Origin of the sequence: Pseudomonas sp. PS01301, from assembly GCF_029960215.1 — a bacterium.
GTDB lineage: Bacteria > Pseudomonadota > Gammaproteobacteria > Pseudomonadales > Pseudomonadaceae > Aquipseudomonas > Aquipseudomonas coleopterorum.
In genome coordinates, this window is record NZ_JASCPM010000013.1 from 1 (window position 1) to 23,187 (window position 23,187).

At 61.4% G+C, this 23,187-nt stretch carries 19 protein-coding genes and 1 tRNA gene; 13 read left to right on the forward strand and 7 right to left on the reverse strand.

Annotated elements, in window-relative coordinates; all coding sequences use genetic code 11:
* Nucleotides 1-99 precede the first annotated feature (99 nt).
* Complete coding sequence (gltX, locus tag QMX89_RS08970) at nt 100-1,578, reverse strand: glutamate--tRNA ligase (RefSeq protein ID WP_282347863.1); 1,479 nt, start codon at nt 1,576-1,578, stop codon at nt 100-102.
* A gap of 202 nt (nt 1,579-1,780) precedes the next feature.
* Complete coding sequence (gene uvrB, locus QMX89_RS08975) at nt 1,781-3,796, reverse strand: excinuclease ABC subunit UvrB (RefSeq protein WP_049861466.1); 2,016 nt, start codon at nt 3,794-3,796, stop codon at nt 1,781-1,783.
* A 286-nt stretch (nt 3,797-4,082) separates the two neighbouring features.
* On the opposite strand from uvrB, the gene QMX89_RS08980 reads away from it, so the two are divergent.
* Together QMX89_RS08980 and QMX89_RS08985 are read left to right on the forward strand one after the other, a co-directional pair.
* The gene (locus QMX89_RS08980; RefSeq protein ID WP_282347864.1) at nt 4,083-5,279 is read left to right on the forward strand and encodes an amino acid aminotransferase; all 1,197 of its coding nucleotides are present in this window, start codon (nt 4,083-4,085) and stop codon (nt 5,277-5,279) included.
* Between the two features lie 59 nt (nt 5,280-5,338).
* Nucleotides 5,339-5,414 (forward strand) — tRNA-Asn (locus QMX89_RS08985).
* A 119-nt stretch (nt 5,415-5,533) separates the two neighbouring features.
* Here the strand turns inward: QMX89_RS08985 and QMX89_RS08990 are convergent.
* From QMX89_RS08990 to QMX89_RS09000, 3 genes are all read right to left on the reverse strand, one after another.
* Nucleotides 5,534-7,963 (reverse strand): TonB-dependent siderophore receptor, encoded by a 2,430-nt coding sequence (locus QMX89_RS08990; protein WP_282347865.1) that lies wholly within the window; start codon nt 7,961-7,963, stop codon nt 5,534-5,536.
* Nucleotides 7,964-8,084: 121 nt separating this feature from the next.
* Complete coding sequence (locus QMX89_RS08995; RefSeq protein ID WP_282347866.1) at nt 8,085-9,023, reverse strand: FecR domain-containing protein; 939 nt, start codon at nt 9,021-9,023, stop codon at nt 8,085-8,087.
* Nucleotides 9,024-9,026: 3 nt separating this feature from the next.
* Nucleotides 9,027-9,536 (reverse strand): sigma-70 family RNA polymerase sigma factor, encoded by a 510-nt coding sequence (locus tag QMX89_RS09000; RefSeq protein ID WP_090356845.1) that lies wholly within the window; start codon nt 9,534-9,536, stop codon nt 9,027-9,029.
* A gap of 285 nt (nt 9,537-9,821) precedes the next feature.
* Here QMX89_RS09000 and QMX89_RS09005 point away from each other — a divergent pair, with 285 nt between their 5' ends.
* The 11 genes from QMX89_RS09005 (at nt 9,822) to QMX89_RS09055 (ending at nt 22,308) form a co-directional block, all read left to right on the forward strand.
* Nucleotides 9,822-10,832, forward strand: coding sequence for a ligase-associated DNA damage response exonuclease (locus QMX89_RS09005; protein ID WP_090356843.1), 1,011 nt, complete (start codon nt 9,822-9,824; stop codon nt 10,830-10,832).
* Nucleotides 10,829-12,538, forward strand: coding sequence for an ATP-dependent DNA ligase (locus tag QMX89_RS09010; RefSeq protein WP_282347867.1), 1,710 nt, complete (start codon nt 10,829-10,831; stop codon nt 12,536-12,538). The genes QMX89_RS09005 and QMX89_RS09010 overlap by 4 nt, the downstream gene beginning before the upstream one ends.
* Before the next feature lie 256 nt (nt 12,539-12,794).
* Nucleotides 12,795-13,577 (forward strand): transporter substrate-binding domain-containing protein, encoded by a 783-nt coding sequence (locus QMX89_RS09015; RefSeq protein ID WP_049861470.1) that lies wholly within the window; start codon nt 12,795-12,797, stop codon nt 13,575-13,577.
* A 68-nt stretch (nt 13,578-13,645) separates the two neighbouring features.
* The gene (locus QMX89_RS09020) at nt 13,646-14,374 is read left to right on the forward strand and encodes an ABC transporter permease (protein WP_282347868.1); all 729 of its coding nucleotides are present in this window, start codon (nt 13,646-13,648) and stop codon (nt 14,372-14,374) included.
* Nucleotides 14,371-15,081 (forward strand): ABC transporter permease, encoded by a 711-nt coding sequence (locus QMX89_RS09025; protein ID WP_049861472.1) that lies wholly within the window; start codon nt 14,371-14,373, stop codon nt 15,079-15,081. Before QMX89_RS09020 ends, QMX89_RS09025 begins: the two co-directional genes overlap by 4 nt.
* Nucleotides 15,082-15,090: 9 nt before the next feature.
* Complete coding sequence (locus QMX89_RS09030; protein WP_282347869.1) at nt 15,091-16,206, forward strand: succinylglutamate desuccinylase/aspartoacylase family protein; 1,116 nt, start codon at nt 15,091-15,093, stop codon at nt 16,204-16,206.
* 13 nt (nt 16,207-16,219) lie between these two features.
* Complete coding sequence (locus QMX89_RS09035) at nt 16,220-16,984, forward strand: ATP-binding cassette domain-containing protein (protein ID WP_049861474.1); 765 nt, start codon at nt 16,220-16,222, stop codon at nt 16,982-16,984.
* 170 nt (nt 16,985-17,154) lie between these two features.
* Nucleotides 17,155-18,927, forward strand: coding sequence for an N-acetylglutaminylglutamine amidotransferase (locus tag QMX89_RS09040; RefSeq protein WP_282347870.1), 1,773 nt, complete (start codon nt 17,155-17,157; stop codon nt 18,925-18,927).
* Nucleotides 18,928-18,930: 3 nt separating this feature from the next.
* A complete protein-coding gene (gene ngg, locus QMX89_RS09045; RefSeq protein WP_282347871.1) occupies nt 18,931-20,673 on the forward strand; it encodes an N-acetylglutaminylglutamine synthetase in 1,743 nt (580 codons plus the stop codon).
* Between the two features lie 105 nt (nt 20,674-20,778).
* Nucleotides 20,779-21,969 carry an osmoprotectant NAGGN system M42 family peptidase gene (locus tag QMX89_RS09050; protein ID WP_056843330.1) on the forward strand — a complete coding sequence of 397 codons (1,191 nt, stop codon included), beginning with the start codon at nt 20,779-20,781 and terminating at the stop codon, nt 21,967-21,969.
* A gap of 111 nt (nt 21,970-22,080) precedes the next feature.
* Complete coding sequence (locus tag QMX89_RS09055; RefSeq protein WP_043187253.1) at nt 22,081-22,308, forward strand: YheU family protein; 228 nt, start codon at nt 22,081-22,083, stop codon at nt 22,306-22,308.
* Between the two features lie 3 nt (nt 22,309-22,311).
* Here QMX89_RS09055 and csrA read toward each other — a convergent pair whose 3' ends face one another.
* Nucleotides 22,312-22,509 (reverse strand): carbon storage regulator CsrA, encoded by a 198-nt coding sequence (gene csrA / locus QMX89_RS09060; RefSeq protein WP_049861478.1) that lies wholly within the window; start codon nt 22,507-22,509, stop codon nt 22,312-22,314.
* A gap of 226 nt (nt 22,510-22,735) precedes the next feature.
* Entirely contained in the window at nt 22,736-23,068 is a 333-nt protein-coding gene (locus QMX89_RS09065) for a YnfA family protein (protein ID WP_049861557.1), read from the reverse strand.
* Nucleotides 23,069-23,187 lie beyond the last annotated feature (119 nt).

The following is a 23,187-nucleotide window of genomic DNA, read 5'->3' on the forward strand; positions in this document are numbered from 1 at the left end:
GGCTTGCGCCGCTGCTACAGGGATCGTGGTGCATCGGATGCACATGCGGTGTGCCTGGCCCGCGATCTTCTGTAGCAGCGGCGCAAGCCGCGTCGGGGGTCAGGCGATCGCGGCCAGGAGCTTTTCCCATTCCTTGTTTTCTTTCTTGGAAACACCGCCGAGCAGATCCAGGGCTTGGCGCAGGCGGAAGCGGGTCAGGTCGGGGCCGAGGATTTCCATGGCGTCCAGGACCGACACCGAACTGGCTTGCCCGGTGATCGCGGCAAACATCAGAGGCATGGCGTCGCGCAGTTTCAGGCCGAGCGACTCGACCACGGCCTGGATGGTTGCAGTGATGCGCTCCTTGTCCCACTGGCGCAGGCTTTCCAGCTTCCAGAGGATCAACTGCATCAGCTGCCGCACCTGGTCGGCGGAAAGCTTCTTGCTCTCGAACAGGCGGGCATCCAGTTGCAGGCCGCCGGCGAAGAAGAAGCCGCCCAGCGGAACGATCTGACTGAAGGTCTCTACCCTGCCCTGCACATGGGGGGCGATCTTCATCATGTAGTCGGGATTGAACGCCCACTGCTGCACTCGTGCGGCGAACTCCTGTACCGGCAGCTCGCGCAACCACTGGCCGTTGAGCCACGAGAGCTTCTCGATATCGAAGATCGGACCGCCCAGGGAAACGCGGGAGAGATCGAAGTGCTCGACCATTTCGGCAAGGGAGAACTTCTCGCGTTCGTCAGGCATCGACCAGCCCATGCGCCCCAGGTAGTTGAGCATGGCTTCGGGCATGAAGCCCATGCGCTCGTAGAAGGTTACCGAGGTCGGGTTCTTGCGCTTGGACAGCTTGCTCTTGTCCGGATTGCGCAGCAGCGGCATATAGCACAGCGCCGGTTGCTCCCAACCGAAGTATTCGTAGAGCTTCATCAGCTTGGGCGCCGACGGCAGCCATTCTTCGCCGCGCAGCACGTGGGTGATGCCCATCAGGTGGTCGTCGACCACGTTGGCCAGGAAGTAGGTAGGCAGGCCGTCGGTCTTCATCAGGACCTGCATGTCCATGCGGTCCCATGGGATTTCGACGTCGCCGCGCAGCATGTCGGGAACCACGCAGACGCCTTCGGTGGGGACCTTCATGCGGATGACGTGGGGTTCGCCGGCGGCCAGGCGGCGCTGGACTTCCTCGGCCGACAGCAACAGCGCGCGGCCGTCGTAGCGAGGGGTTTCGCCACGGGCGGTCTGTTCGGCGCGCATCTGGTCGAGTTCTTCGGCGGTGCAGAAACACGGGAATGCGTGGCCCATGTCGACCAGTTGCTGGGCGTATTGCTTGTAGATATCGCCCCGCTCGCTCTGCCGGTACGGACCGTGCGGGCCGCCTACGTCGGGGCCTTCGCTCCATTCGATGCCGAGCCAGCGCAGGGCGTCGAAGATCTGCTGCCCGGATTCGCGGGTCGAGCGCAACTGGTCGGTGTCTTCGATGCGCAAGATGAATTCGCCGCCATGCTGTTTGGCAAAGCAATAGTTGAACAGGGCGATGTAGGCCGTGCCGACATGGGGGTCGCCGGTGGGCGATGGGGCGATACGCGTACGAACGGTCATTGAGGGTCTCGAGCAGGTTGAATCGAAACGCCGATGTTAGCAGGGCTTGGGGGGCAGGCTCCAGAATCGTGTGGCAGGGGGTATGGGCGTTCGGTTTGGGGACGGTGGTGTGTCCTTCGCGGGCAGAGGGCTCGCCGCCCGCCCCGCTCCCACAGGTCGGGTGGTTGCGGGTGGGCTCTGGTGTGGTGTTCGCGGTTCGGCGTCAGACCTTGAGCAAGCGCTCGCGCAGTTTGCCGATTTCGTCGCGCATCTGCGCGGCGGCTTCGAATTCCAGGTCGCGGGCCAATTGGTACATCTTTTCTTCCAGTTGCTTGATGCGCTTGGTGATCTCGCTGGGCGAACGCAGCTCGTTTTCGTAGCGCGCATTTTCCTCGGCGGCCTTGGCCATGCCCTTGCGCTTCTTGCTGCGCGAGCCAGGCACGGTGGCGCCTTCCATGATATCGGCGACGTCCTTGACCACGCCTTTGGGCACGATGCCATTGGCTTCGTTGAAGGCGATCTGCTTCTCGCGACGACGCTCGGTCTCGCCGATGGCGCGCTCCATCGAGCCGGTCATGCGATCGGCATAGAGGATGGCCCGGCCATTGAGGTTTCGCGCGGCACGGCCGATGGTCTGGATCAGCGAGCGATCCGAACGCAGGAACCCTTCCTTGTCGGCATCGAGGATGGCCACCAGCGAAACCTCGGGCATGTCCAGGCCTTCGCGGAGCAGGTTGATCCCCACGATCACATCGAATGCGCCCAGACGCAGGTCGCGGATGATCTCCACTCGCTCCACGGTATCGATGTCCGAGTGCAGGTAGCGCACGCGCACGTCGTGGTCTGCGAGGTAATCGGTAAGGTCCTCGGCCATGCGCTTGGTGAGTACGGTGACCAGAATGCGGTCGTCGTTGGCCACCCGCTTGCGAATCTCCGACAGCAAATCGTCGACCTGGGTCAATGCGGGCCGCACCTCGACCTGGGGATCGACCAGACCGGTCGGCCGTACCACCTGCTCGATGATTCGCCCGGCATGCTCGGCCTCGTAGTTGCCGGGGGTGGCCGAGACGAAAATGGTCTGGGGGCTCACCCCTTCCCATTCGTCGAAACGCATGGGTCGGTTGTCCAACGCAGAGGGCAGGCGGAAACCGTATTCGACCAGGGTTTCCTTGCGTGAGCGGTCGCCCTTGTACATGGCCCCCACCTGCGGAACGCTGACGTGGGACTCGTCGATCACCAGCAAGGCGTCAGGGGGCAGGTAGTCATAGAGGGTGGGCGGAGCTGCGCCAGCAGGACGTCCGGACAGGTAGCGGGAATAGTTTTCGATACCGTTGCAGTAGCCCAACTCCAGGATCATTTCCAGATCGAAGCGCGTGCGTTGTTCCAGACGCTGGGCTTCGACGAGTTTGTTCTTGTCGCGGAAGTAGTCCAGGCGGTCCTTGAGTTCTTCCTTGATGCCTTCCACGGCGCCCAGCAGGGTTTCCCGTGGGGTGACGTAGTGGCTCTTGGGGTAGAAGGTGAACCGTGGCAACTTGCGCGTGACCTCGCCAGTCAGCGGATCGAACGCGGCGATGTTCTCGACTTCATCGTCGAACAGCTCGATACGGATGGCTTCCAGATCGGATTCGGCGGGGAACACGTCGATCACGTCGCCACGCACGCGGAAGGTGGCGCGGGCGAAGTCGATCTCGTTGCGGGTGTATTGCAGGTCGGCCAGCCGGCGCAGCAGCGCGCGCTGGTCGAGCTTGTCGCCGCGGTCGACGTGCAGGACCATTTTCAGATAGGTTTCGGGACTGCCCAGACCGTAGATGCATGACACAGTGGTGACGATGATGGCGTCCTTGCGTTCGAGTAACGCCTTGGTCGCGGACAGGCGCATCTGTTCGATGTGGTCGTTGATCGAGGAGTCCTTCTCGATGAAGGTGTCCGACGATGGCACGTAGGCCTCGGGCTGGTAGTAGTCGTAGTAGGAGACGAAGTATTCGACCGCGTTATTGGGGAAGAACGCCTTGAACTCACCGTACAGCTGAGCGGCCAAGGTCTTGTTCGGCGCCAGCACCAGCGTCGGGCGCTGAACCTGCGCAATCACGTTGGCGATGCTGAACGTCTTGCCCGACCCGGTTACCCCCAGCAAGGTCTGGTGCGCCAGGCCCGCTTCGATACCCTCCACCATCAGGCGAATGGCTTCCGGCTGGTCGCCGGCCGGCTCGAAACGGGTAACCAGTTGAAACTCGGACATGCCACACCTCATGAGTCGCTACAGTCGGACTTTTCCGACTGTATTTATAGACAGTACTTAACCCTAATTGGCACCTGTTGCGGCAAGTTTCAAGGGCATGGCCCAAGACCTTCGGCAAGCACGGGACCAATGGTCGAAAAATAATCGGCAAAAATCGGTAAAACCAGGTGCAACCTGTCGCCCCATGGGCCAAGCGTCTTTATACTGACTCCCCACTCGTGCACCGCTTCGTGCCGCATGGATGAAGCGTGCATCCTCTTCACTCCCGATCAGAGCTACGGTAAAAATGAGCCTGTTTTCCGCTGTCGAATTGGCACCCCGCGATCCTATCCTGGGCCTCAACGAAGCATTCAACGCCGACACCCGCACCGACAAGGTGAATCTGGGCGTTGGCGTGTACTGCAACGAAGAGGGGCGAATTCCCCTGCTGCGCGCGGTCATCGAAGCCGAAACCCAGCGCGTTGCACAGCACGCCGCACGTGGCTATCTGCCCATCGACGGTATCGCCGCCTACGACAAGGCTGTACAGACCCTGATCTTCGGCGCCCAGTCCCCGCTGCTGGCGGCAGGTCGCGTGGTGACCACGCAGGCCGTCGGCGGTACCGGCGCCCTGAAGATCGGTGCCGACTTCCTCAAGCAATTGTCGCCTGACGCCGTGGTCGCGATCAGTGACCCAAGCTGGGAAAACCATCGTGCCCTGTTCGAGACCGCCGGTTTCAGCGTGCAGAACTATCGCTACTATGATGCGACCAGCAACGACGTGAACCGTTCAGGCATGCTCGAAGACCTCGACGCCCTGCCCGCCGGTTCCATCGTCGTGCTGCATGCCTGCTGCCACAACCCGACCGGCGTCGACCTCAGCGCATCCGACTGGGTCAACGTGCTGGACGTGGTCAAGCGCAAGGGTCATGTGCCGTTCCTCGACATGGCCTACCAGGGTTTTGGCGAAGGCATCCACGAAGACGCCGCGGCCGTGCGCCTGTTCGCCGAGTCGGGTTTGAGCTTCTTCGTGTCCAGCTCGTTCTCCAAATCGTTCTCGTTGTATGGCGAGCGTGTCGGCGCATTGTCGATCGTCACCCAGTCGAGCGACGAGACCTCTCGCGTGCTGTCGCAGATCAAACGCGTCATCCGCACCAACTACTCCAACCCGCCGACCCATGGCGCAATGATCGTCGCCAACGTGTTGAACAGCCCGGAGCTGCGCGCCATGTGGGAAGACGAGCTGGGCGAGATGCGCCAGCGCATTCGCAGCATGCGTCTGCAAATGGTCGAGGGGCTGGCGGCCCAGGGTGCGAACCGCGATTTCGGTTTCGTTGCCCGTCAGGCCGGCATGTTTTCCTATTCGGGGCTGAGCGCCGAGCAGGTCGCTCGCCTGCGCAACGAGTTCGGCATCTACGCACTGGACACCGGACGTATCTGCGTGGCCGCGCTGAACCAGCGCAACATCGATGGCGTGATCAAGGCCATCGTTCAGGTGCTGTAGCCTTTTTGCCTGGGGGAGGCTTGACTTCCCCTTAGCAATCAGTAACATACGCAGCAGATTCCGCGATAGCTCAGTTGGTAGAGCAAATGACTGTTAATCATTGGGTCCCTGGTTCGAGTCCAGGTCGTGGAGCCAAACTTGATGTCAGAGAGGGTTCCTACCCACTCTGATATCACCAAAAAACCCGCCTTATGGCGGGTTTTTTCGTTTTGGCACCTTGAAGAAGACGGGCATGAACGGATCGAATTCGGCGATCACCAAACGTACTTGACGCTGGTCAGCAACGTGCGTCGCATGCCAGGGTAGCACTCGTAGGAGTCGTCACAGGTGGCCACATACTCGGTATTCAACAGGTTTTGCGCGTTGACCGAGACAGTCACGTGTTTGTTGATCGGATAGCTGGCGCCGGCATCGAACAGGGTGTAGTTGTCGATGTGATAGGTATTGCCGTTGTCGCCATACAGCACGCCGGTGTACCGGACACCGCCACCCAGGCTCAGTCCCTTGAGCGGGCTGTCGTCGAACGTGTAGTTCAACCAGGTGGACGCCATGTGCTTGGGCACGTTGGCTGGCCGGTTGCCTTCGTCGCCACGATTGCTCCTGGTGATTTCAGCGTGGGTGTAGGTGTAGGACGCAATCAGGTCCCAGTGCTGATCCAGCCGCGCCTTGATCTCGGCTTCGATGCCGCGCGATTGCTGCTCGCCCGACGCAACGGTGAAGCCGGTGTTCACACCACCAATGATTTCAGTGGTCAGCACATTGGTCTTGGTCAGGTCATAAGCAGACAGGGTTATCAGGATGGTATCGCTGGGTTGGTATTTCACACCCACTTCCCATTGATGCGCCGTGCTGGGGTCGAACGCACTACCGCTGCGGTCGGTGCCGGTATTGGGCGTGAACGATTCGGCGTAGCTGACGTAGGGCGCCAGACCAAACTCCGTGAGATAGGTCAAACCCAGGCGTCCGGTAAAGGCAGTGTCCTTCTGGTTCGATAAGGCACCTACATGGTTGTCCAGGTCGTTGCGAACATAGTCATAGCGCCCGCCGCCCGTGAGAATCCAGCGATCGTCGAACTTGATCTGATCCTGAATGTAACCGCCCGCCTGTTCGATGGTCTGGTCGTAATCGATCGAGCTCAGACTGTTGCCAGCGCTGGGACGAGCGATCGCCAGGCCATACTGTGGCGCAGTCAGGTTCAGGCTTGGCGCTCGGGTGCGCCAGCGCGAGATATCGGCGTCTTGCCAGGTGTAGTCGACGCCCATCAGAAGGGTGTGGCTCAGTGGGCCGGTGGTAAAATCGGCTTGCAATTGGTTGTCGAGGTTGAACGTGTTCAGGTGCTGATCGAAGCGGTCGGCGATCCGTGTCACATTACCTGTGGTGGTGTCGACAGCGGCCGGTAGCAAGTTCTGGAAGATCAAGTCGACCTGTCCGTAGCGGGCGTTCTGGCGAAACTCCCAAGTATCGCTCAGCCGATGGCGGAATTCGTAGCCCAGACTGAATTGCTCCTGGTCCAGATGGTTGAAGCTGTGATCGCCCATCAGCGTGTTGGTGGTATGACCGCTCGGCGTGCTGTAGGCGAACAGCGAGCCGCCGTTCGAATCGCGCATGAAGTCGCTGAGCATGGTCAGGCTGGTGTCTTCGTCCGGCGCCCAGGTCAGAGACGGCGCTATGTACAAGCGGTCGTCCGTCAGCGCGTGGCCATCCGCATAATCCACCTGGGTATCGGCTTCGCGGGCGAGGCCAATCATACGGTAGATCAGATGTTGGTCGTCGCTAAGCACACCGCCCACATCGAACTGGCCTTGCAGGCGATCATGGTTACCACCGGTCAACTGCACTTCGTTGACGTGGTTGGCCTCGGGTCTCTTGCTCACACGGTTGATGATGCCACCCGCGTCCCCTTGACCGAACAGGCTGGAGGCCGGGCCTCGTACGACGTCTATGCGCTCCAGAGAATAGGGTTCGCTGCGGAAAAACGCGTAGCTGTTGTTCTGCTGACGCAGCCCGTTGAGATAGTCACTGCTTGCCTGGCCGTTGAAGCCGCGGATATACAACCAGTCAAAACCCTTGGGGTCCAGGCCGTAGGCTTCCACTTTGACGCCGGGCACGTAACGCAACGCTTCGGTGACGGTCTGCACGCCTTGGGCCTGCATCTGCTGACGGGTCACTACCGAGATCGACTGCGGGATCTCGATGATAGGTGTATCGGTCTTGGTACCTGCACTGCTACGAATGGCCACGTAACCCTCCACCGGGCTGGCAGCTGAGTCAGCCGATCTGCCGGTGATGTTCGTGGGGTCCAATTGCAGCGTTGCGTCGATGACAGGGATCAGCGAGTAGCTGCCGTTGCTCAGCGGCACGGCTTGCAATTTGCTCGCGGACAACAACTGGCGCAAGCCTGAGTCCACGGTGTAGACGCCATGCAGACCCGGCGAGCGTTGTCCTTGTGCCTGGGCTGGATCGAAAGACACATTGATTTGCGCCGCAGTCGCGAACTGCGCCAGCGCGGCGTTGACCGTGCCGGAAGGGATATCGAACTGAAGGGTCGCGGCCGTCTGCCCCCAGGCGGGCGCAGCGTTCATGACCGAAGTCAGCGGTGCGCCCAACGCGATGCCGAGCAACGTGCGGCGCACGATGCGGGTCAGTGACGAAGGTCGTTGAGTGATTGGCTTGTGTCCGGACATACCGTTTCCTTTCGCCCAGTGGCAGTAGAGTGACAGCGCCGTGTGATGCGCTTCTATCTACCAAGTCGAATGAAAACTGGAATCGGCAACCCCAAGCGGCTATTTATTTTGTGGTATTGGTTCAGACCGACTCCACGCGCGTCCAATAACGGCTGAATCGGCGAATACGCACGGGCAGGGTCGAGGAAAGGTTTTCCAGGATCGTATCGATATTGCGCAACTGAAACGCCCCCGAGATGCGCAACTCTGCGATCTGCGCCTGACAGCCCAAATGCCCGGGACGGTAGCGTTGGAGCTCGAGGATCAAATCTTCCAGCCGCCAGTTGTTGACGACCAACATGCCGCGAGTCCAGGCGTCGGCGTCGGGGCTTGCAGCCTGCACGTTGCCCATTCGGTCCTGGTTGAACCACATTTGCTGGCCCGCCTCCACCCGCACGGTCGGCGTGAGAATTACGCTGCGCACTTCCACGGCCTGTTCGAGCACGCAGACTTGGGTTCGAGCGTCCAGGCGGCGCACGATAAAGCGTGTACCCAGCGCGCGGATGCTGCCTTCTTGAGTGTGCACCACAAACGGCCGTGCCAGAGAATCGCGCGCCGTTTCCACGAGGATTTCTCCATTGAGCAGTTGCAGCTCGCGAAGGCTTGGGCCGAAGTGGATGTTCACCGCGGTGGCGGTATTGAGGCGTACCTGACTGCCATCCTCCAGGGACAGGCTTTTGCTTTCACCCGTCACGGTGTGCTCATCTGCTATCAATGACGGCAGGGCAGTGTTACGCCAGGCCAACGTGCCAGCCCCTCCGGCCGCGAGCAGTAGCGACAGCACCTTGAGCGCTTCGCGGCGTTTGATTCGAGCACTTTTGAGCGTTGGCTCGGCCATTCCAGGGCCGATCCGATCAAAGCGTTCCTGTAATCGGATCAGCCTTTCCCAGGCCTGGCGATGGCCGGGCGCACTCTCAAGCCAGCGCAGATGCGCTTCCCGAGTGGCGTTATCGGCGTCATCACATCGCAAATCGACGTACCAGCGCGCGGCGGCTTCAAGGATCGCGGTCTCCAGTGCCACGTTTTAATCCTCGGTGGCTAACAAACAATGCATCAAAGCGCGCACCGCGTGTTTCTTGACGGTGTTGACCGATACCTGCAGTTGCCGACCGATTTCCACATAGCTCAAGCCATCCAGGTGGGCCATCAGGAAAATCTGTCGAGTTCGAGCACCGAGGCCGTGCAGAATTCGGTCGATTTCCAATAGCGTTTCAATGATCAGAAGGCGTGTTTCCGGCGAAATATCCAACGCTTCGGGTCGGGATGCCAGGGTTTCCAGATACGCCTGCTCCACCGTGCGGCGCCGGAACATATCAATCATCAGGCTACGTGCGATGGTGCTTAAATACGCACGCGGCTCACGCAGTTCGTGGGCCTTGCGCTGGGTCAGTACCCGCATGAAGGTGTCCTGCGCCATGTCAGCCGCGTGATCGACGCAGCCCAGGCGCTGGCGCAGCCAACCACACAACCAGCGATGATGATCGAGGTACAGGGTGTGTACGGTCTGTTTATGCAGGGGATCGACGCAAGACATGGCTCAAACCTAGGAAGGCTTATGTGATAATGACTCTCATTTTCGTGTTTGCCGGGTTATTTTGCAATGCTGGAAACCGGGCCGGTCTGCGTCATTTCGACTGTAAATCAGTCACAGCGATGGGACGACCTGTTTCAGTCGTGAGCGCCGACCACGTCGTCGGCGAAGTGAGGATCATTTCTTACGTCCGACTCCATGCAAGCTATCTATCCTCAAGCCTTCGCACCCGAACTTTCCCCCGCCCTCCTCGCTCATAACAACACACCCATCACCTGGCCACCTGCCATGGACCTAGTCGTCGCGCGTCCCGAAGGTTTGTATTGCACCGCCGGGGATTTCTATATCGACCCGTGGCGGCCCGTCGAGCGTTCGGTGATCACCCATGGTCACGGCGACCATGCGCGGACCGGCAATGAACATTATCTGGCGGCAGCGCCGGGCGAAGGCATCCTGCGTACCCGTCTTGGCCAGGACATCAATCTGCAGTTGCTCGAGTACGGGGAAGTCCTGCAGCACAATGGCGTGACGCTGAGCTTTCATCCGGCCGGACACGTGCTGGGCTCGGCCCAGGTTCGCCTGGAATACAAGGGTGAGGTGTGGGTCGCTTCCGGTGACTATAAAGTCGAGCCGGACGGTACGTGCGCGCCCTTCGAGCCGGTGCAATGTCACACCTTCATTACCGAATCGACGTTCGGCCTGCCGATCTATCGCTGGCAGCCGCAGGCGGAGATTTTCGAGGAAGTGAACCAGTGGTGGCGTGCCAACGCCGAGCAAGGCAAAGCCAGCGTTCTGTTCGCCTACGCGTTCGGCAAGGCTCAGCGCTTGCTGCACGGCATCGATGCCAGCATCGGGCCGATCCTGGCGCACGGTTCGGTGGAGCCGCTAAACAGGGTCTACCGTGATGCCGGCGTCTACATCCCGGAAACCCAGTACGCCGGCGACTTCAAGAAAACCGACCCGGCGTTGCGCAATGCTCTGATCATCGCGCCGCCTTCGGCTGGGGGCAGCACCTGGATGCGCCGCTTCGGCGACTACAGCGATGCCTTCGCCAGTGGCTGGATGCGTCTGCGCGGTACCCGTCGGCGCCGCGGCGTGGACCGTGGCTTCGTGCTGTCCGACCACGCCGACTGGCCAGGGCTGCTGTGGGCCATCGAGCAGACCGGGGCCGAGCGAGTCATGGTCACCCACGGTTCGGTGGAAGTGCTGGTGCGCTACCTGCGCGACATCGGTCTGGATGCCCAGGGCTTCACCACCGAATACGGTGACGAAGAGGAACCTCAGGAGGCCACGTCTTGAAAGCGTTCGCACAGTTGTATGCCAATCTCGACGAAACCACTTCGACCAATGCCAAGCGTCAGTTTCTGGAAGACTACTTTCGTCAGGCCCAGCCGGCCGATGCCGCCTGGGCGGTGTATTTTCTTTCCGGCGGCCGACCTCGGCAACTGGTGCCGACCAAGGTCTTGCGCGAGTTGGCCATCAAGTTGGCGAACGTGCCTGAATGGTTGTTCGAAGAAAGTTATCAGGCGGTAGGGGATCTGGCCGAGACGTTTTCGCTGCTGCTTCCCGAAGCAGAACAGACCAGTGACGAAGGCCTGGCCTGGTGGCTGGAGAATGCCCTGCTGCCCTTGCGCGGGCTGCCACCTGAAGAATTGCACGAGCGCTTGCCGCCGCTGTGGGCTCAGCTGGATCGTGCCAGCCTGATGCTGTGCCTGAAGCTGATCACCGGCAGCTTCCGCGTGGGCGTTTCGAAACTGCTGGTGACCCGAGCACTCGCGCAGATGGCCGGTCTGGACAGCAAACGCGTGGCCCAGCGCCTGGTGGGCTACACCGACCTTTCGCACCGTCCGGTTGCCGACAGCTACCTCAAGCTGATCGCCGAGGAATCCTCGGACGAGCATGCCCAGCGTGGCGGCCAGCCGTACCCGTTCTTTCTCGCTCATTCGCTGCAACAACCGGTCGATCAGTTCGACACCCTGCTGGGCCCCAGCAGCGACTGGCAGGTTGAGTGGAAGTGGGACGGGATCCGCGCGCAGCTGGTCAAGCGGGACGGACGCCTGTGGATCTGGTCGCGAGGCGAGGAGCTGGTGTCGGATCGCTTTCCCGAGCTGCATTCCCTCACCGCGAGCCTGCCTGACGGCACCGTGATCGACGGCGAGATCGTGGTCTGGAAAACACCGCCACCGGCGGATGTGGCGCCCGAGGATTTCAGCCTGGACGATGCGTCGAGCACCTCGGCAGATGCACCGGCGGTGCAGCCGTTCGCTCTGCTGCAACAGCGCATCGGTCGCAAGACCTTGAGCAAGAAGATTCTCGAAGAGATTCCCGTGGTGGTGCTCGCCTATGACCTGCTCGAATGGCAGGGGGAAGACTGGCGCAGCCGTCCGCAACACGAACGTCGTACACAGATGGAACAGGTCATCGCACAGGCGGCCGATCCGGTACTGCGTCCTTCGCCGGTATTGACCGGCGAAGACTGGATGGATCTGGGCCGACAGCGTGAGGCGTCACGGGCACTGGGGGTCGAAGGCATGATGCTCAAGGCGCGCGATTCGCTCTATGGCGTGGGCCGGACCAAGGACATGGGCACCTGGTGGAAATGGAAGGTGGACCCCTTCAGCGTCGACGCGGTTTTGATCTATGCCCAGGCCGGCCATGGGCGCCGGGCGAGCCTGTACAGCGACTACACGTTTGCCGTGTGGGACGGTCCGCCAGAAGCGTCCGGGCGCACGTTGGTGCCGTTCGCCAAGGCCTATTCCGGATTGACCGACGAAGAGATGCGTAAGGTCGACGCGATCGTGCGCAAGACCACCGTGGAGAAGTTCGGCCCGGTGCGTAGCGTTACGCCGACGCTGGTGTTCGAACTGGGGTTCGAAGGCATTGCCTTATCCAAGCGTCACAAGAGCGGCATCGCCGTACGTTTCCCGCGCATGTTGCGCTGGCGCCATGACAAACCGGTGGCCGAAGCCGACAGCCTGGCGACCCTGCAGGACCTTCTGGCCTGACCTATTGAATGCACCGCCACGGTGCATTTTTTTGCCATGGATTATTTCGGGGCATTGCTGTACCAATGGCACGCGCTTCGAGCGAGCCGACGCGTGCGAGCCCGCAGAAAAGTTGCAGCGACGCGACACAACCTTACTCAAGCCGGTCTGCACTGGGACTATGGTGCGGAAATTGCTATCAGAATGATGTCTGGCACTCGCCGGTAACGCACATCGCCCTCACCCAACGCATTCAACTGGTTTTAAGGACTGCACGATGAAAAAAGCATTGCTGACCCTTTCTGCTCTGGCCCTGGCGTTCTCGGCCGGCAGCGCGATGGCCAAGGAATACAAGGAGTTGCGTTTCGGGGTCGATCCATCCTACGCACCATTCGAATCCAAGGCAGCCGATGGCAGCCTGGTGGGCTTCGACATCGACCTGGGCAATGCCATCTGCAAGGAGCTGAAGGTCACCTGCAAATGGGTCGAAAGCGATTTCGACGGCATGATTCCAGGCCTCAAGGCGAAGAAGTTCGACGGCGTGATTTCCTCGATGACCGTGACCCCTGCCCGTGAGAAAGTCATCGACTTCTCCAACGAACTGTTCTCCGGCCCGACCTCGTTGGTGTTCAAGAAAGGTGCAGGCCTGAGCACCGACCTGGCCTCGCTCAAGGGCAAGACCGTAGGCTACGAACAGGGCACCATCCAGGAAGCCTACGCCAAGGCCGTGCTGGACAAGGCAGGCATCAAGACTCAGGCCTACCAGAATCAGGACCAGGTTTACGCCGACTTGATCTCGGGTCGCCTCGACGCTTCGATCCAGGACATGCTGCAGGCCGAGCTGGGCTTCCTGAAGTCGCCACAGGGCGCCGGCTATGAAGTCAGCGAGCCGATCGACAGCGAGCTGTTGCCGTCCAAGACCGCCGTGGGTATCGCCAAAGGTAACAAGGAACTCAAGGCGTTGATCGATAAAGGTATCAAAGCGTTACACGATGATGGCACCTACACCGAAATCCAGAAGAAACACTTCGGTGAGCTGAACCTGTACAGCGGCAAGTAAGTACCGCTGTGACAGCGCCCATTCCCGCTCGGGGATGGGCGTTTTTTTGACCGGCACAGGCCAGATTCATGTTCGACGACCTTTTGCAGTACCTCGGGTTGTCCGCGTTCAGTTTGAAGGGCTTTGGCCCGCTGCTGCTCGAAGGCACCTGGATGACCATCAAGCTGTCCCTGCTGTCGCTGCTGGTCAGCGTGGTACTGGGGCTGATCGGCGCCAGCGCCAAGCTGTCCGGTACGGCAGTGCTGCGCGTACCTGCCCAGCTCTACACCACTCTGATCCGCGGCGTGCCCGACCTGGTGCTGATGCTGCTGATTTTCTACAGCCTACAGACCTGGCTGACCGGCCTGACCGAAGCCCTAGAATGGGACTACATCGAAATCGATCCTTTCGCCGCCGGAGTCATTACCCTGGGCTTCATCTACGGCGCCTATTTCACCGAAACCTTCCGAGGCGCCATGCTCGCCGTGCCACGCGGCCAGCTTGAAGCGGCTACGGCTTACGGCCTCAAGCGCGCGCAGCGTTTCCGCTACGTGGTCTTCCCGCAAATGATGCGTTATGCCCTGCCCGGCATCGGCAATAACTGGATGGTCATGCTCAAGGCCACGGCGCTGGTCTCGATCATCGGCCTGGCCGATCTGGTCAAGGCCGCCCAGGATGCCGGCAAAAGCACCTATCAACTGTTCTATTTTCTGGTGCTGGCCGCGCTCATCTATCTGCTGATCACCAGTGCGTCCAACATCGCCCTGCGCTGGCTTGAACGACGCTACAGCGCGGGCACCCGGGAGGCGCTGCGATGATCGAACTTCTTCAAGAATACTGGCGGCCGTTCCTCTATTCCGATGGGCAGAACATTACCGGCCTGGCCATGACCCTGTGGCTGCTCAGTGCCGCGCTGGTGATCGGCTTCGTGGTTTCGGTGCCGCTGTCGATCGCCCGCGTCTCAAGCCGGCGCTGGGTGCGCTGGCCGGTGCAGTTCTACACCTACCTGTTCCGCGGAACGCCGCTCTATATCCAGCTGCTGATCTGCTACACCGGCATCTACAGCCTGGAAGCCGTGCGGGGGCAGCCCCTGCTCAACGACTTTTTCCGCGACGCGATGAACTGCACGATCCTGGCTTTCGCCCTGAACACCTGCGCCTACACCACGGAGATCTTCGCCGGGGCAATCCGCAGCATGAACCACGGCGAGGTCGAGGCGGCCAAGGCCTATGGCCTGAGCGGCTGGAAGCTGTATGCCTACGTGATCATGCCGTCGGCCCTGCGCCGTTCGCTGCCCTACTACAGCAACGAAGTGATCCTCATGCTGCACTCGACCACGGTGGCATTCACTGCCACCATCCCGGACATCCTCAAGGTCGCACGGGACGCCAACTCGGCGACCTTCCTGACCTTCCAATCCTTCGGCATCGCCGCGCTGATCTACCTGACCATCACCTTTGCCCTGGTCGGACTGTTTCGCCTGGCCGAACGCCGCTGGCTGGCCTTTCTCGGCCCGACGCACTAGGACCTGAACATGCAACACGACATTCATGAATTGCTGGCTCGCCTGCCCGGTACCGTGCGCCAGATCCACAGCTTCAGCTACGGCCCGACGGGTGCCGGGAAAGTCTATATCCAGGCCTCGCTGCACGCCGACGAGTTGCCGGGGATGCTGGTCGCCTGGCACCTGCGCCAGCGTCTGGCCGAACTGGAGGACGCAGGACTGCTGCGTCGGCAGGTGGTCATCGTACCGATCGCCAACCCCGCCGGGCTCGATCAGATCGTCATGGACACGCCACTGGGCCGCTACGAGCTGGAAACCGGCGAGAACTTCAATCGCCGTTTCGTCGACCTGGCCGATCAGGTTGGCTGCGCCGTCGAGCCGCTACTGGGTGATGATGAGGCACGCAATACGGCGTTGATCCGCACGCACCTGAGCCAGGCGCTGAACCAGTTGCAGCCGACCACAGCCCTGCAATCACAGCGCCTGACTCTGCAGCGCCTGGCATGCGATGCGGACATGGTGCTGGACCTGCACTGCGATTTCGAGGCCGTGCAGCATTTGTACACCACACCCGAAGCCTGGCCGCTGGTAGAGCCATTGGCACGCTACCTGGGCGCTCAGGCCAGCCTGCTGGCCACTGACTCGGGCGGGCAGTCGTTCGACGAATGCTTCAGTCTGTTCTGGTGGCAACTTCAGCAGCGCTTTGCCGAGCGTTTCCCGATCGCCATGGGCAGCTTTTCGGTGACCGTCGAGTTGCGCGGCCAGGGTGACGTCAACCACCCCATGGCCAGCGGCGACTGTCAGGCCATTCTCGACTACCTGGCCAGCACCGGGGTCATCGACCGCACGCCAGCACCGTTGCCTGCCCTGCTCGCCGCCGCCACGCCGCTGGCCGGCGTGGAACCGGTGACCGCGCCGGTGGGTGGACTGTTGGTGTTCACTGCGGTGCCCGGCCAGTACCTGGAAGCCGGGCAGTTGATCGCCGAAATCATCGATCCGCTGAGCAATACGGTCACCCCTGTGCGCAACCGCCAGCCGGGGCTGATGTATGCCCGCTCGCTGCGTCGCATGGCCACCGCGGGCATGCTGGTCGCCCATGTCGCCGGCACCCAGGCCTGCCGCAGCGGCTATCTACTTCAACCTTGAGGACCTGTTGCGCATGTACAAACTGACCATCGATGGCCTGCACAAAAGCTATGGCGACAACAAGGTGCTCAAGGGGGTTTCGCTCAAGGCCAGCACGGGTGACGTGATCAGCCTGATCGGCGCCAGTGGCTCGGGCAAGAGCACCTTTCTGCGATGCATCAACTTCCTCGAACAGCCTGACGACGGTGCCATGAGCCTGGATGGCAAGGCCATTCGCATGACCACCGATAGCGGCGGCATGCGCGTGGCCGATGCCGAAGAACTGCAGCGCTTGCGCACGCGTCTGGCCATGGTGTTCCAGCACTTCAACCTGTGGAGCCACATGACCGTGCTCGACAACATCACCATGGCCCCGCGCCGGGTGTTGGGCGTCGACAAGGACGAAGCGCGGGAACGGGCGTTGCGCTACCTGGACAAGGTCGGCCTGCCGGAGCGCGTGGCCAGCCAGTATCCGGCCTTCCTGTCCGGTGGCCAGCAGCAGCGCGTCGCCATTGCCCGCGCCCTGGCCATGGAGCCGGAGGTGATGCTGTTCGACGAGCCGACCTCGGCACTGGACCCGGAGTTGGTGGGCGAAGTGTTGAAGGTGATCAAAGGTCTTGCCGAGGAAGGACGCACCATGATCATGGTCACCCATGAAATGAGCTTCGCCCGTGAAGTCTCCAGCCAGGTGCTGTTTCTGCATCAGGGCCTGGTCGAGGAAGAAGGCTCGCCTGCACAGGTACTGGGCAGCCCGAAAAGCGAACGCTTGCGGCAGTTTCTCAGCGGCAATCTCAAATAACCCTCAGGCACCACACCCCTGCGGGAGCGGGTTCTACCCGCAAATGCCTACCCAGCAAAAGGATCCCTTATAACCGATCGATCTAAAACTCTCGCTACCTGCCTCGGTCAGTTTCATACCTGGCCGAACTTCCATCGGCCGTTCCCCAACGGAAAAACCGGTAAGGACTTATGTGCGGATTAGCTGGTGAGTTGCGCTTCGATTTTCAACCTGCGGACCTTGCGGCCGTGGAACGCATCACCCACGACCTGGCCCCACGCGGCCCGGACGCCTGGGGCTTTCAGGCGCAAGGGCCGATTGCCCTTGGCCATCGTCGGCTGAAGATCATGGACCTGTCGGATGGCTCCGCGCAGCCGATGACCGATCCCCATCTCGGCTTGAGCCTGGCCTTCAACGGCGCCATCTACAACTTCCCCGAACTGCGCGCCGAACTGGAAGCGCTGGGTTATGGTTTTCACTCCGGTGGCGACACCGAAGTATTGCTCAAGGGCTACCACGCCTGGGGTGAAAAGCTGCTGCCCAAGCTCAATGGCATGTTCGCCTTTGCCATTTGGGAGCGTGACACCCAGCGCCTGTTCATCGCCCGTGACCGTCTGGGCGTGAAGCCTTTGTACCTGTCGCGCACCGACAAGCGCTTGCGTTTTGCTTCGGCCCTGCCGGCGTTGCTCAAGGGTGGCGACATCAGCCCGATCCTCGACCCGGTGGCGCTGAACCACTATCTGAATTTTCACGCCGTCGTGCCTGCGCCGCGCACATTGATCGCGGGTATCGAAAAGCTGCCGCCAGCGACCTGGATGCGCATCGATGCCAACGGCAAGACCGAACAGCAGACCTGGTGGACCCTGCCCTACGGGCCTCATGCCGATGAAGCCAATCTGACTCTGGAAGATTGGCGCGACCGCGTGCTGGAGAGTACCCGTGAAGCGGTTGCCATTCGCCAGCGGGCCGCCGTGGACGTCGGCGTGCTGCTCTCCGGCGGTGTCGATTCGAGCATGCTGGTGGGCCTGCTGCGTGAAGTGGGCGTGAAGGATCTGTCGACCTTCTCCATCGGTTTCCAGGACGCCGGTGGCGAGCGCGGCGACGAGTTCCAGTATTCGGACCTGATTGCCAAGCACTACGGTACTCAGCACCACCAACTGCGCATCGAAGAACGCGAAATCATCGAGCAACTGCCCGCCGCGTTCCGCGCGATGAGCGAACCGATGGTGAGCCACGACTGCATCGCCTTCTACCTGTTGTCACGCGAAGTTGCCAAGCACTGCAAAGTAGTGCAGAGCGGCCAAGGCGCCGACGAACTGTTCGCCGGCTACCACTGGTATCCGCAAGTGGACGGCGCCAGCGATCCGTACCAGGCCTACCGTGATGCCTTCTTCGACCGCAGCTACGATGACTACGCCGCAACCGTCGCGCCCAAGTGGCTGACGGCGAACGATGCAGCCGGTGATTTCGTGCGCGAACATTTCGCCATGCCCGGTGCCGATGCGGCGGTGGACAAGGCATTGCGCCTGGACAGCACGGTGATGCTGGTCGACGACCCGGTCAAGCGGGTCGACAACATGACCATGGCCTGGGGCCTGGAAGCGCGTACGCCGTTTCTGGACTACCGCCTGGTCGAGCTCTCGGCGAGGATTCCCGGCAAGTTCAAGCTGCCTGACGGCGGCAAGCAAGTGCTCAAGGAAGCGGCGCGGCTGGTGATTCCCAGTGAGGTCATCGACCGCAAGAAAGGGTATTTCCCCGTGCCCGGTCTGAAGCATCTGGAAGGCGATACGCTGAACTGGGTCAGAGACCTGCTGCTGGACCCCAGCCAGGACCGCGGCTTGTTCAACCCTAACATGCTCGACCGCCTGCTGACCGACCCGCAAGGTCAGCTGACCCCGCTGCGCGGCTCCAAGCTGTGGCAGTTGGCGGTGTTGAATCTGTGGCTCAGCGAACAAGGACTCTGATCGATGAAAGCTCACGCCACGGCCTTCAATCAGCGCCTGATGCGCGGCCAGTCGCCGTCGTACGAGCGGCTGCAGGCGCGCTTTGCCGAAGACGGCAACAGCGACGAATTGCAACAGCGCCCGCTGCATTGCGGCTGGGGACGGCTGCTCGTCGGCCATACTTATCCGGACCCCGAAGCACTGGCTGCCGAACTGCTCAACGAGCAGCAGGGCGAACGCGACATTGCCCTGTACGTGGCCGCGCCCCAGCAGGTGTTGGCCCAAGCACCGCAGCAGCTGTTTCTCGATCCGTCCGACACGCTGCGTCTGTGGTTCAGTGATTATCGGCCGGCACAACGCGTGTTCCGGGGGTTCCGCATTCGCCGGGCGCAAACCGAAGGCGACTGGCAGGCCATCAACCAGCTGTACCTCAAGCGCAAGATGTTGCCTATCGATCAAAGCCTGCTGACACCCCGCCACCAGGGCGGCCCGGTGTACTGGCTGGCCGAAGACGAAGACACCGGCCATGTGATCGGCAGCGTCATGGGGCTCAACCACGCCAAGGCCTTTCGCGATCCGGAAAAAGGCAGCAGCCTGTGGTGCCTGGCGGTCGATCCGCGTTGCACGCGTCCGGGCGTGGGCGAAGTGCTGGTTCGGCATCTCGTCGAGCACTTCATGAGCCGCGGTCTGGCCTACCTGGACCTGTCGGTCATGCATGACAACCGTCTGGCCAAGAATCTCTACGCCAAGCTGGGCTTTCGCAACCTGCCCACCTTCGCCATCAAGCGCAAGAACGGCATCAACCAGAAGTTGTTCCTGGGCCCCGGCCCCCAGGCCGACCTGAACCCCTATGCGCGGATCATCGTCGACGAAGCGTTCCGTCGTGGCATCGACGTGCAGGTGGACGATGCCGAAGCCGGCCTTTTCACCCTGATCCATGGGGGTCGGCGGATCCGCTGCCGCGAGTCGTTGTGCGACCTGACCAGCTCGGTGAGCATGACCCTGTGCCAGGACAAGAGCCTGACCCACAAGGTGCTGCGGGCTGCTGACCTGAGCCTGCCGTCGCAGCAGCTCGCGGGCAGCGCCGACGACAACCAGGATTTTCTCGACGAACATGGTCGCGTGGTGGTCAAGCCGCTGGACGGTGAACAGGGCAACGGCGTGGCCGTTGACCTGAGTACGCTGGAGGAGGTGCAGGAGGCCATCGAGCACGCGCGTCAGTTCGACAGCCGAGTTCTGCTGGAAAGTTTCCATGAGGGCGTCGACCTGCGCATCGTGGTCATCGGCTACGAAGTGGTCGCAGCGGCCATCCGCCGTCCCGCGCAGATCATCGGTGACGGGCATACCAACATTGGCACCCTGATCGAGGTGCAGAGTCGCCGTCGCCAGGCCGCCACCGGGGGCGAAAGCCGCATCCCGATGGACCAGGAAACCCTGCGTACCGTACAGGCTGCCGGTTTCAACATGGACAGCATCCTGCCCAGCGGCCAGCAGCTGACGGTGCGCAAGACCGCCAACCTTCATACCGGTGGGCACCTGGAAGACGTGACGCAGATTCTCCATCCGGTGCTGGTCGACGCAGCGGTGCGCGCAGCCCGCGCACTGGACATCCCGGTGGTGGGTCTGGACCTGCTGGTGCCGGCTGCGGACCAGCCGGAGTACGTGTTCATCGAAGCCAACGAGCGGGTAGGACTGGCCAACCACGAACCGCAACCCACGGCAGAGCGCTTCGTCGATCTGCTGTTTCCCCATAGCCGCCCGATGTAGCGGCCGTGCATGGTGCCTGCCGGGTCAACCGTGCAGGCACCTCGCCCCTGTTTTACCGGGCCCGTGACACCCTCGCCGTCACCTCTATCCACCTCAGGAGTTTCCATGACTTCCAAAATTCCCGAACCGGATATCCAGTATCTGCAGAAAGTGCTGTTGGAAATGCTCGCCATTCCCAGCCCTACCGGGTTCACCGATACCATCGTGCGCTATGTGGCCGAGCGTCTCGAAGAACTGGGCATTCCGTTCGAAATGACCCGCCGCGGCACCATTCGCGCCACGCTCAAAGGCAAGCAGAATTCGCCGGACCGCGCCGTGTCCGCCCACCTGGACACCATCGGCGCCAGCGTGCGTGCCGTGCAGGACAACGGGCGCCTCTCGCTGGCCCCGGTGGGCTGCTGGTCGAGCCGTTTCGCCGAGGGCAGCCGGGTCAGTGTATTCACCGACAACGGAGTGATCCGCGGCAGCGTGCTGCCACTGATGGCCTCCGGGCATGCCTTCAATACCGCCATCGACCAGATGCCGGTGAGCTGGGATCACGTCGAACTGCGTCTGGATGCCTATTGCGCGACCCGCGCCGATTGCGAGTCGCTGGGCGTCAATATCGGCGACTACGTGGCGTTCGATCCATTGCCCGAGTTCACTGACAGCGGCCACATCAGCGCCCGCCATCTGGATGACAAGGCGGGTGTTGCGGCGCTGCTGGCATCGCTCAAGGCGATCGTCGAAAGCGACTACGAGCCCCTGATCGACTGTCACCCGCTGTTCACCATCACCGAGGAAACCGGCTCCGGTGCGGCAGCTGCCTTGCCTTGGGACGTCAGCGAGTTCGTCGGCATCGACATCGCGCCGGTCGCCCCGGGCCAGCAGTCGAGCGAGCATGCCGTCAGCGTGGCCATGATGGACTCCGGTGGTCCCTACGACTATCACCTGTCGCGGCACCTGTTGCGCCTGGCCGATGAAAACGAATTGCCCGTGCGGCGCGACTTGTTTCGCTACTACTTCAGCGACGCCCATTCCGCCGTCACCGCTGGCCATGACATCCGTACGGCACTGTTGGCGTTTGGCTGCGATGCCACCCACGGCTACGAACGCACCCACATCGACAGCCTGAGTGCGCTCAGCCGGATTCTCACGGCCTACATGCTCAGCCCGCCAGTGTTCGCCAGCGATGCCAAGCCCAACACCGGCTCGCTCGAGCGCTTCAGCCATCAACTGGAGCACGATGCGCAGATGGAGTCGGACACTCGCGTGCCCGCGGTTGAAGACGTACTGGGGCAGAAAACCAGTAGCTGAGAAGCCTGATGCGCTCGTCAATGCCCGCACCACCCTGCCCTTGCCGTCAGGCTTCGGACACCGGGGTGCGCGGCACTGTTACACTGCGCGCCTACCCTGCGAGCACCTGACATGCTGATTCCCTACGACCATCTCGAAGCCGACACCCTGACCCGCCTGATCGAAGACTTCGTGACTCGGGACGGGACCGACAACGGCGACGAAACGCCGCTGCAGACCCGGGTCGAACGCGTGCGTCATGCGCTGGGCAAGAAACAGGCGTTCATCGTGTTCGACCCGGAAAGCCAGCAGTGCACGCTCATGCTCAAGCACGACATAGCGCCCGAGCTGTTCGACTGAGACTTACACTACAGGCACCTGCTTGGCGTGTTTGCCGTGTTTCTCCTGGATTCGTCGATAGACCTCGGCACGGTGCACCTCCACGTCCTTGGGTGCCTGGATGCCGAAGCGCACGGTGTTGCCGCGCACGTCCAATACCTTGATCCAAACGTCATCTCCGATGGAGATGAGTTCGCCCACATGTCGCGTCAATACCAGCATGGCTTTGTTCCCTCAAATGAATGCTTGTTGAGGGTGGACCCTGTTTTCGCGCACCACAAGGCAATCAGGGCAATACAGTTTAAGCCTACGAAAGTTAGTAAATTCCCTGTCAGATATTTCGTACTTACTCGCACTTACAAGGGACATGGAGTAGAAAGTTGTACCCTTCCATACACTTTCAATCGTCTTGTAAGGATATTTATACACTTTCAAACCTTGGGCAGGCTTAAGCCTGTTGCAATCTCGGCCCCCAGAGGATAAGGCTCGCACCCAAGACACAAAGCAGAGCGCCCATCCAGTCGAACATCTGCGGGCGCACCCTTTCGACCACTGCCAACCACCCCAGCGACGCAACGATGTAGAGGCCGCCGTAGGCCGCATAGGCACGTCCGGCATAGGCTGCTTCGACCCGGGTAAGCACCAGCGCGAAACAGGTCAGGCTCAACAGCCCGGCCACCGCCCACCACGCGCTTTTATCCAGCCGCAGCCAGAGGTAAAAGGCGTAGCAGCCGGCGATCTCGAAAAGCGCGGCCAGTAGAAACCAGCAATAGTTGAGCATCTGAGGCATCCAGCTAAATATCAGAGCGCCAGCATACGACAGCGCATCCATCGCAGAAACATTTTTTAATCTTTGGGACTTTTTATGACGCGCCACAGTCCGACCTATTAAGCAGTCGA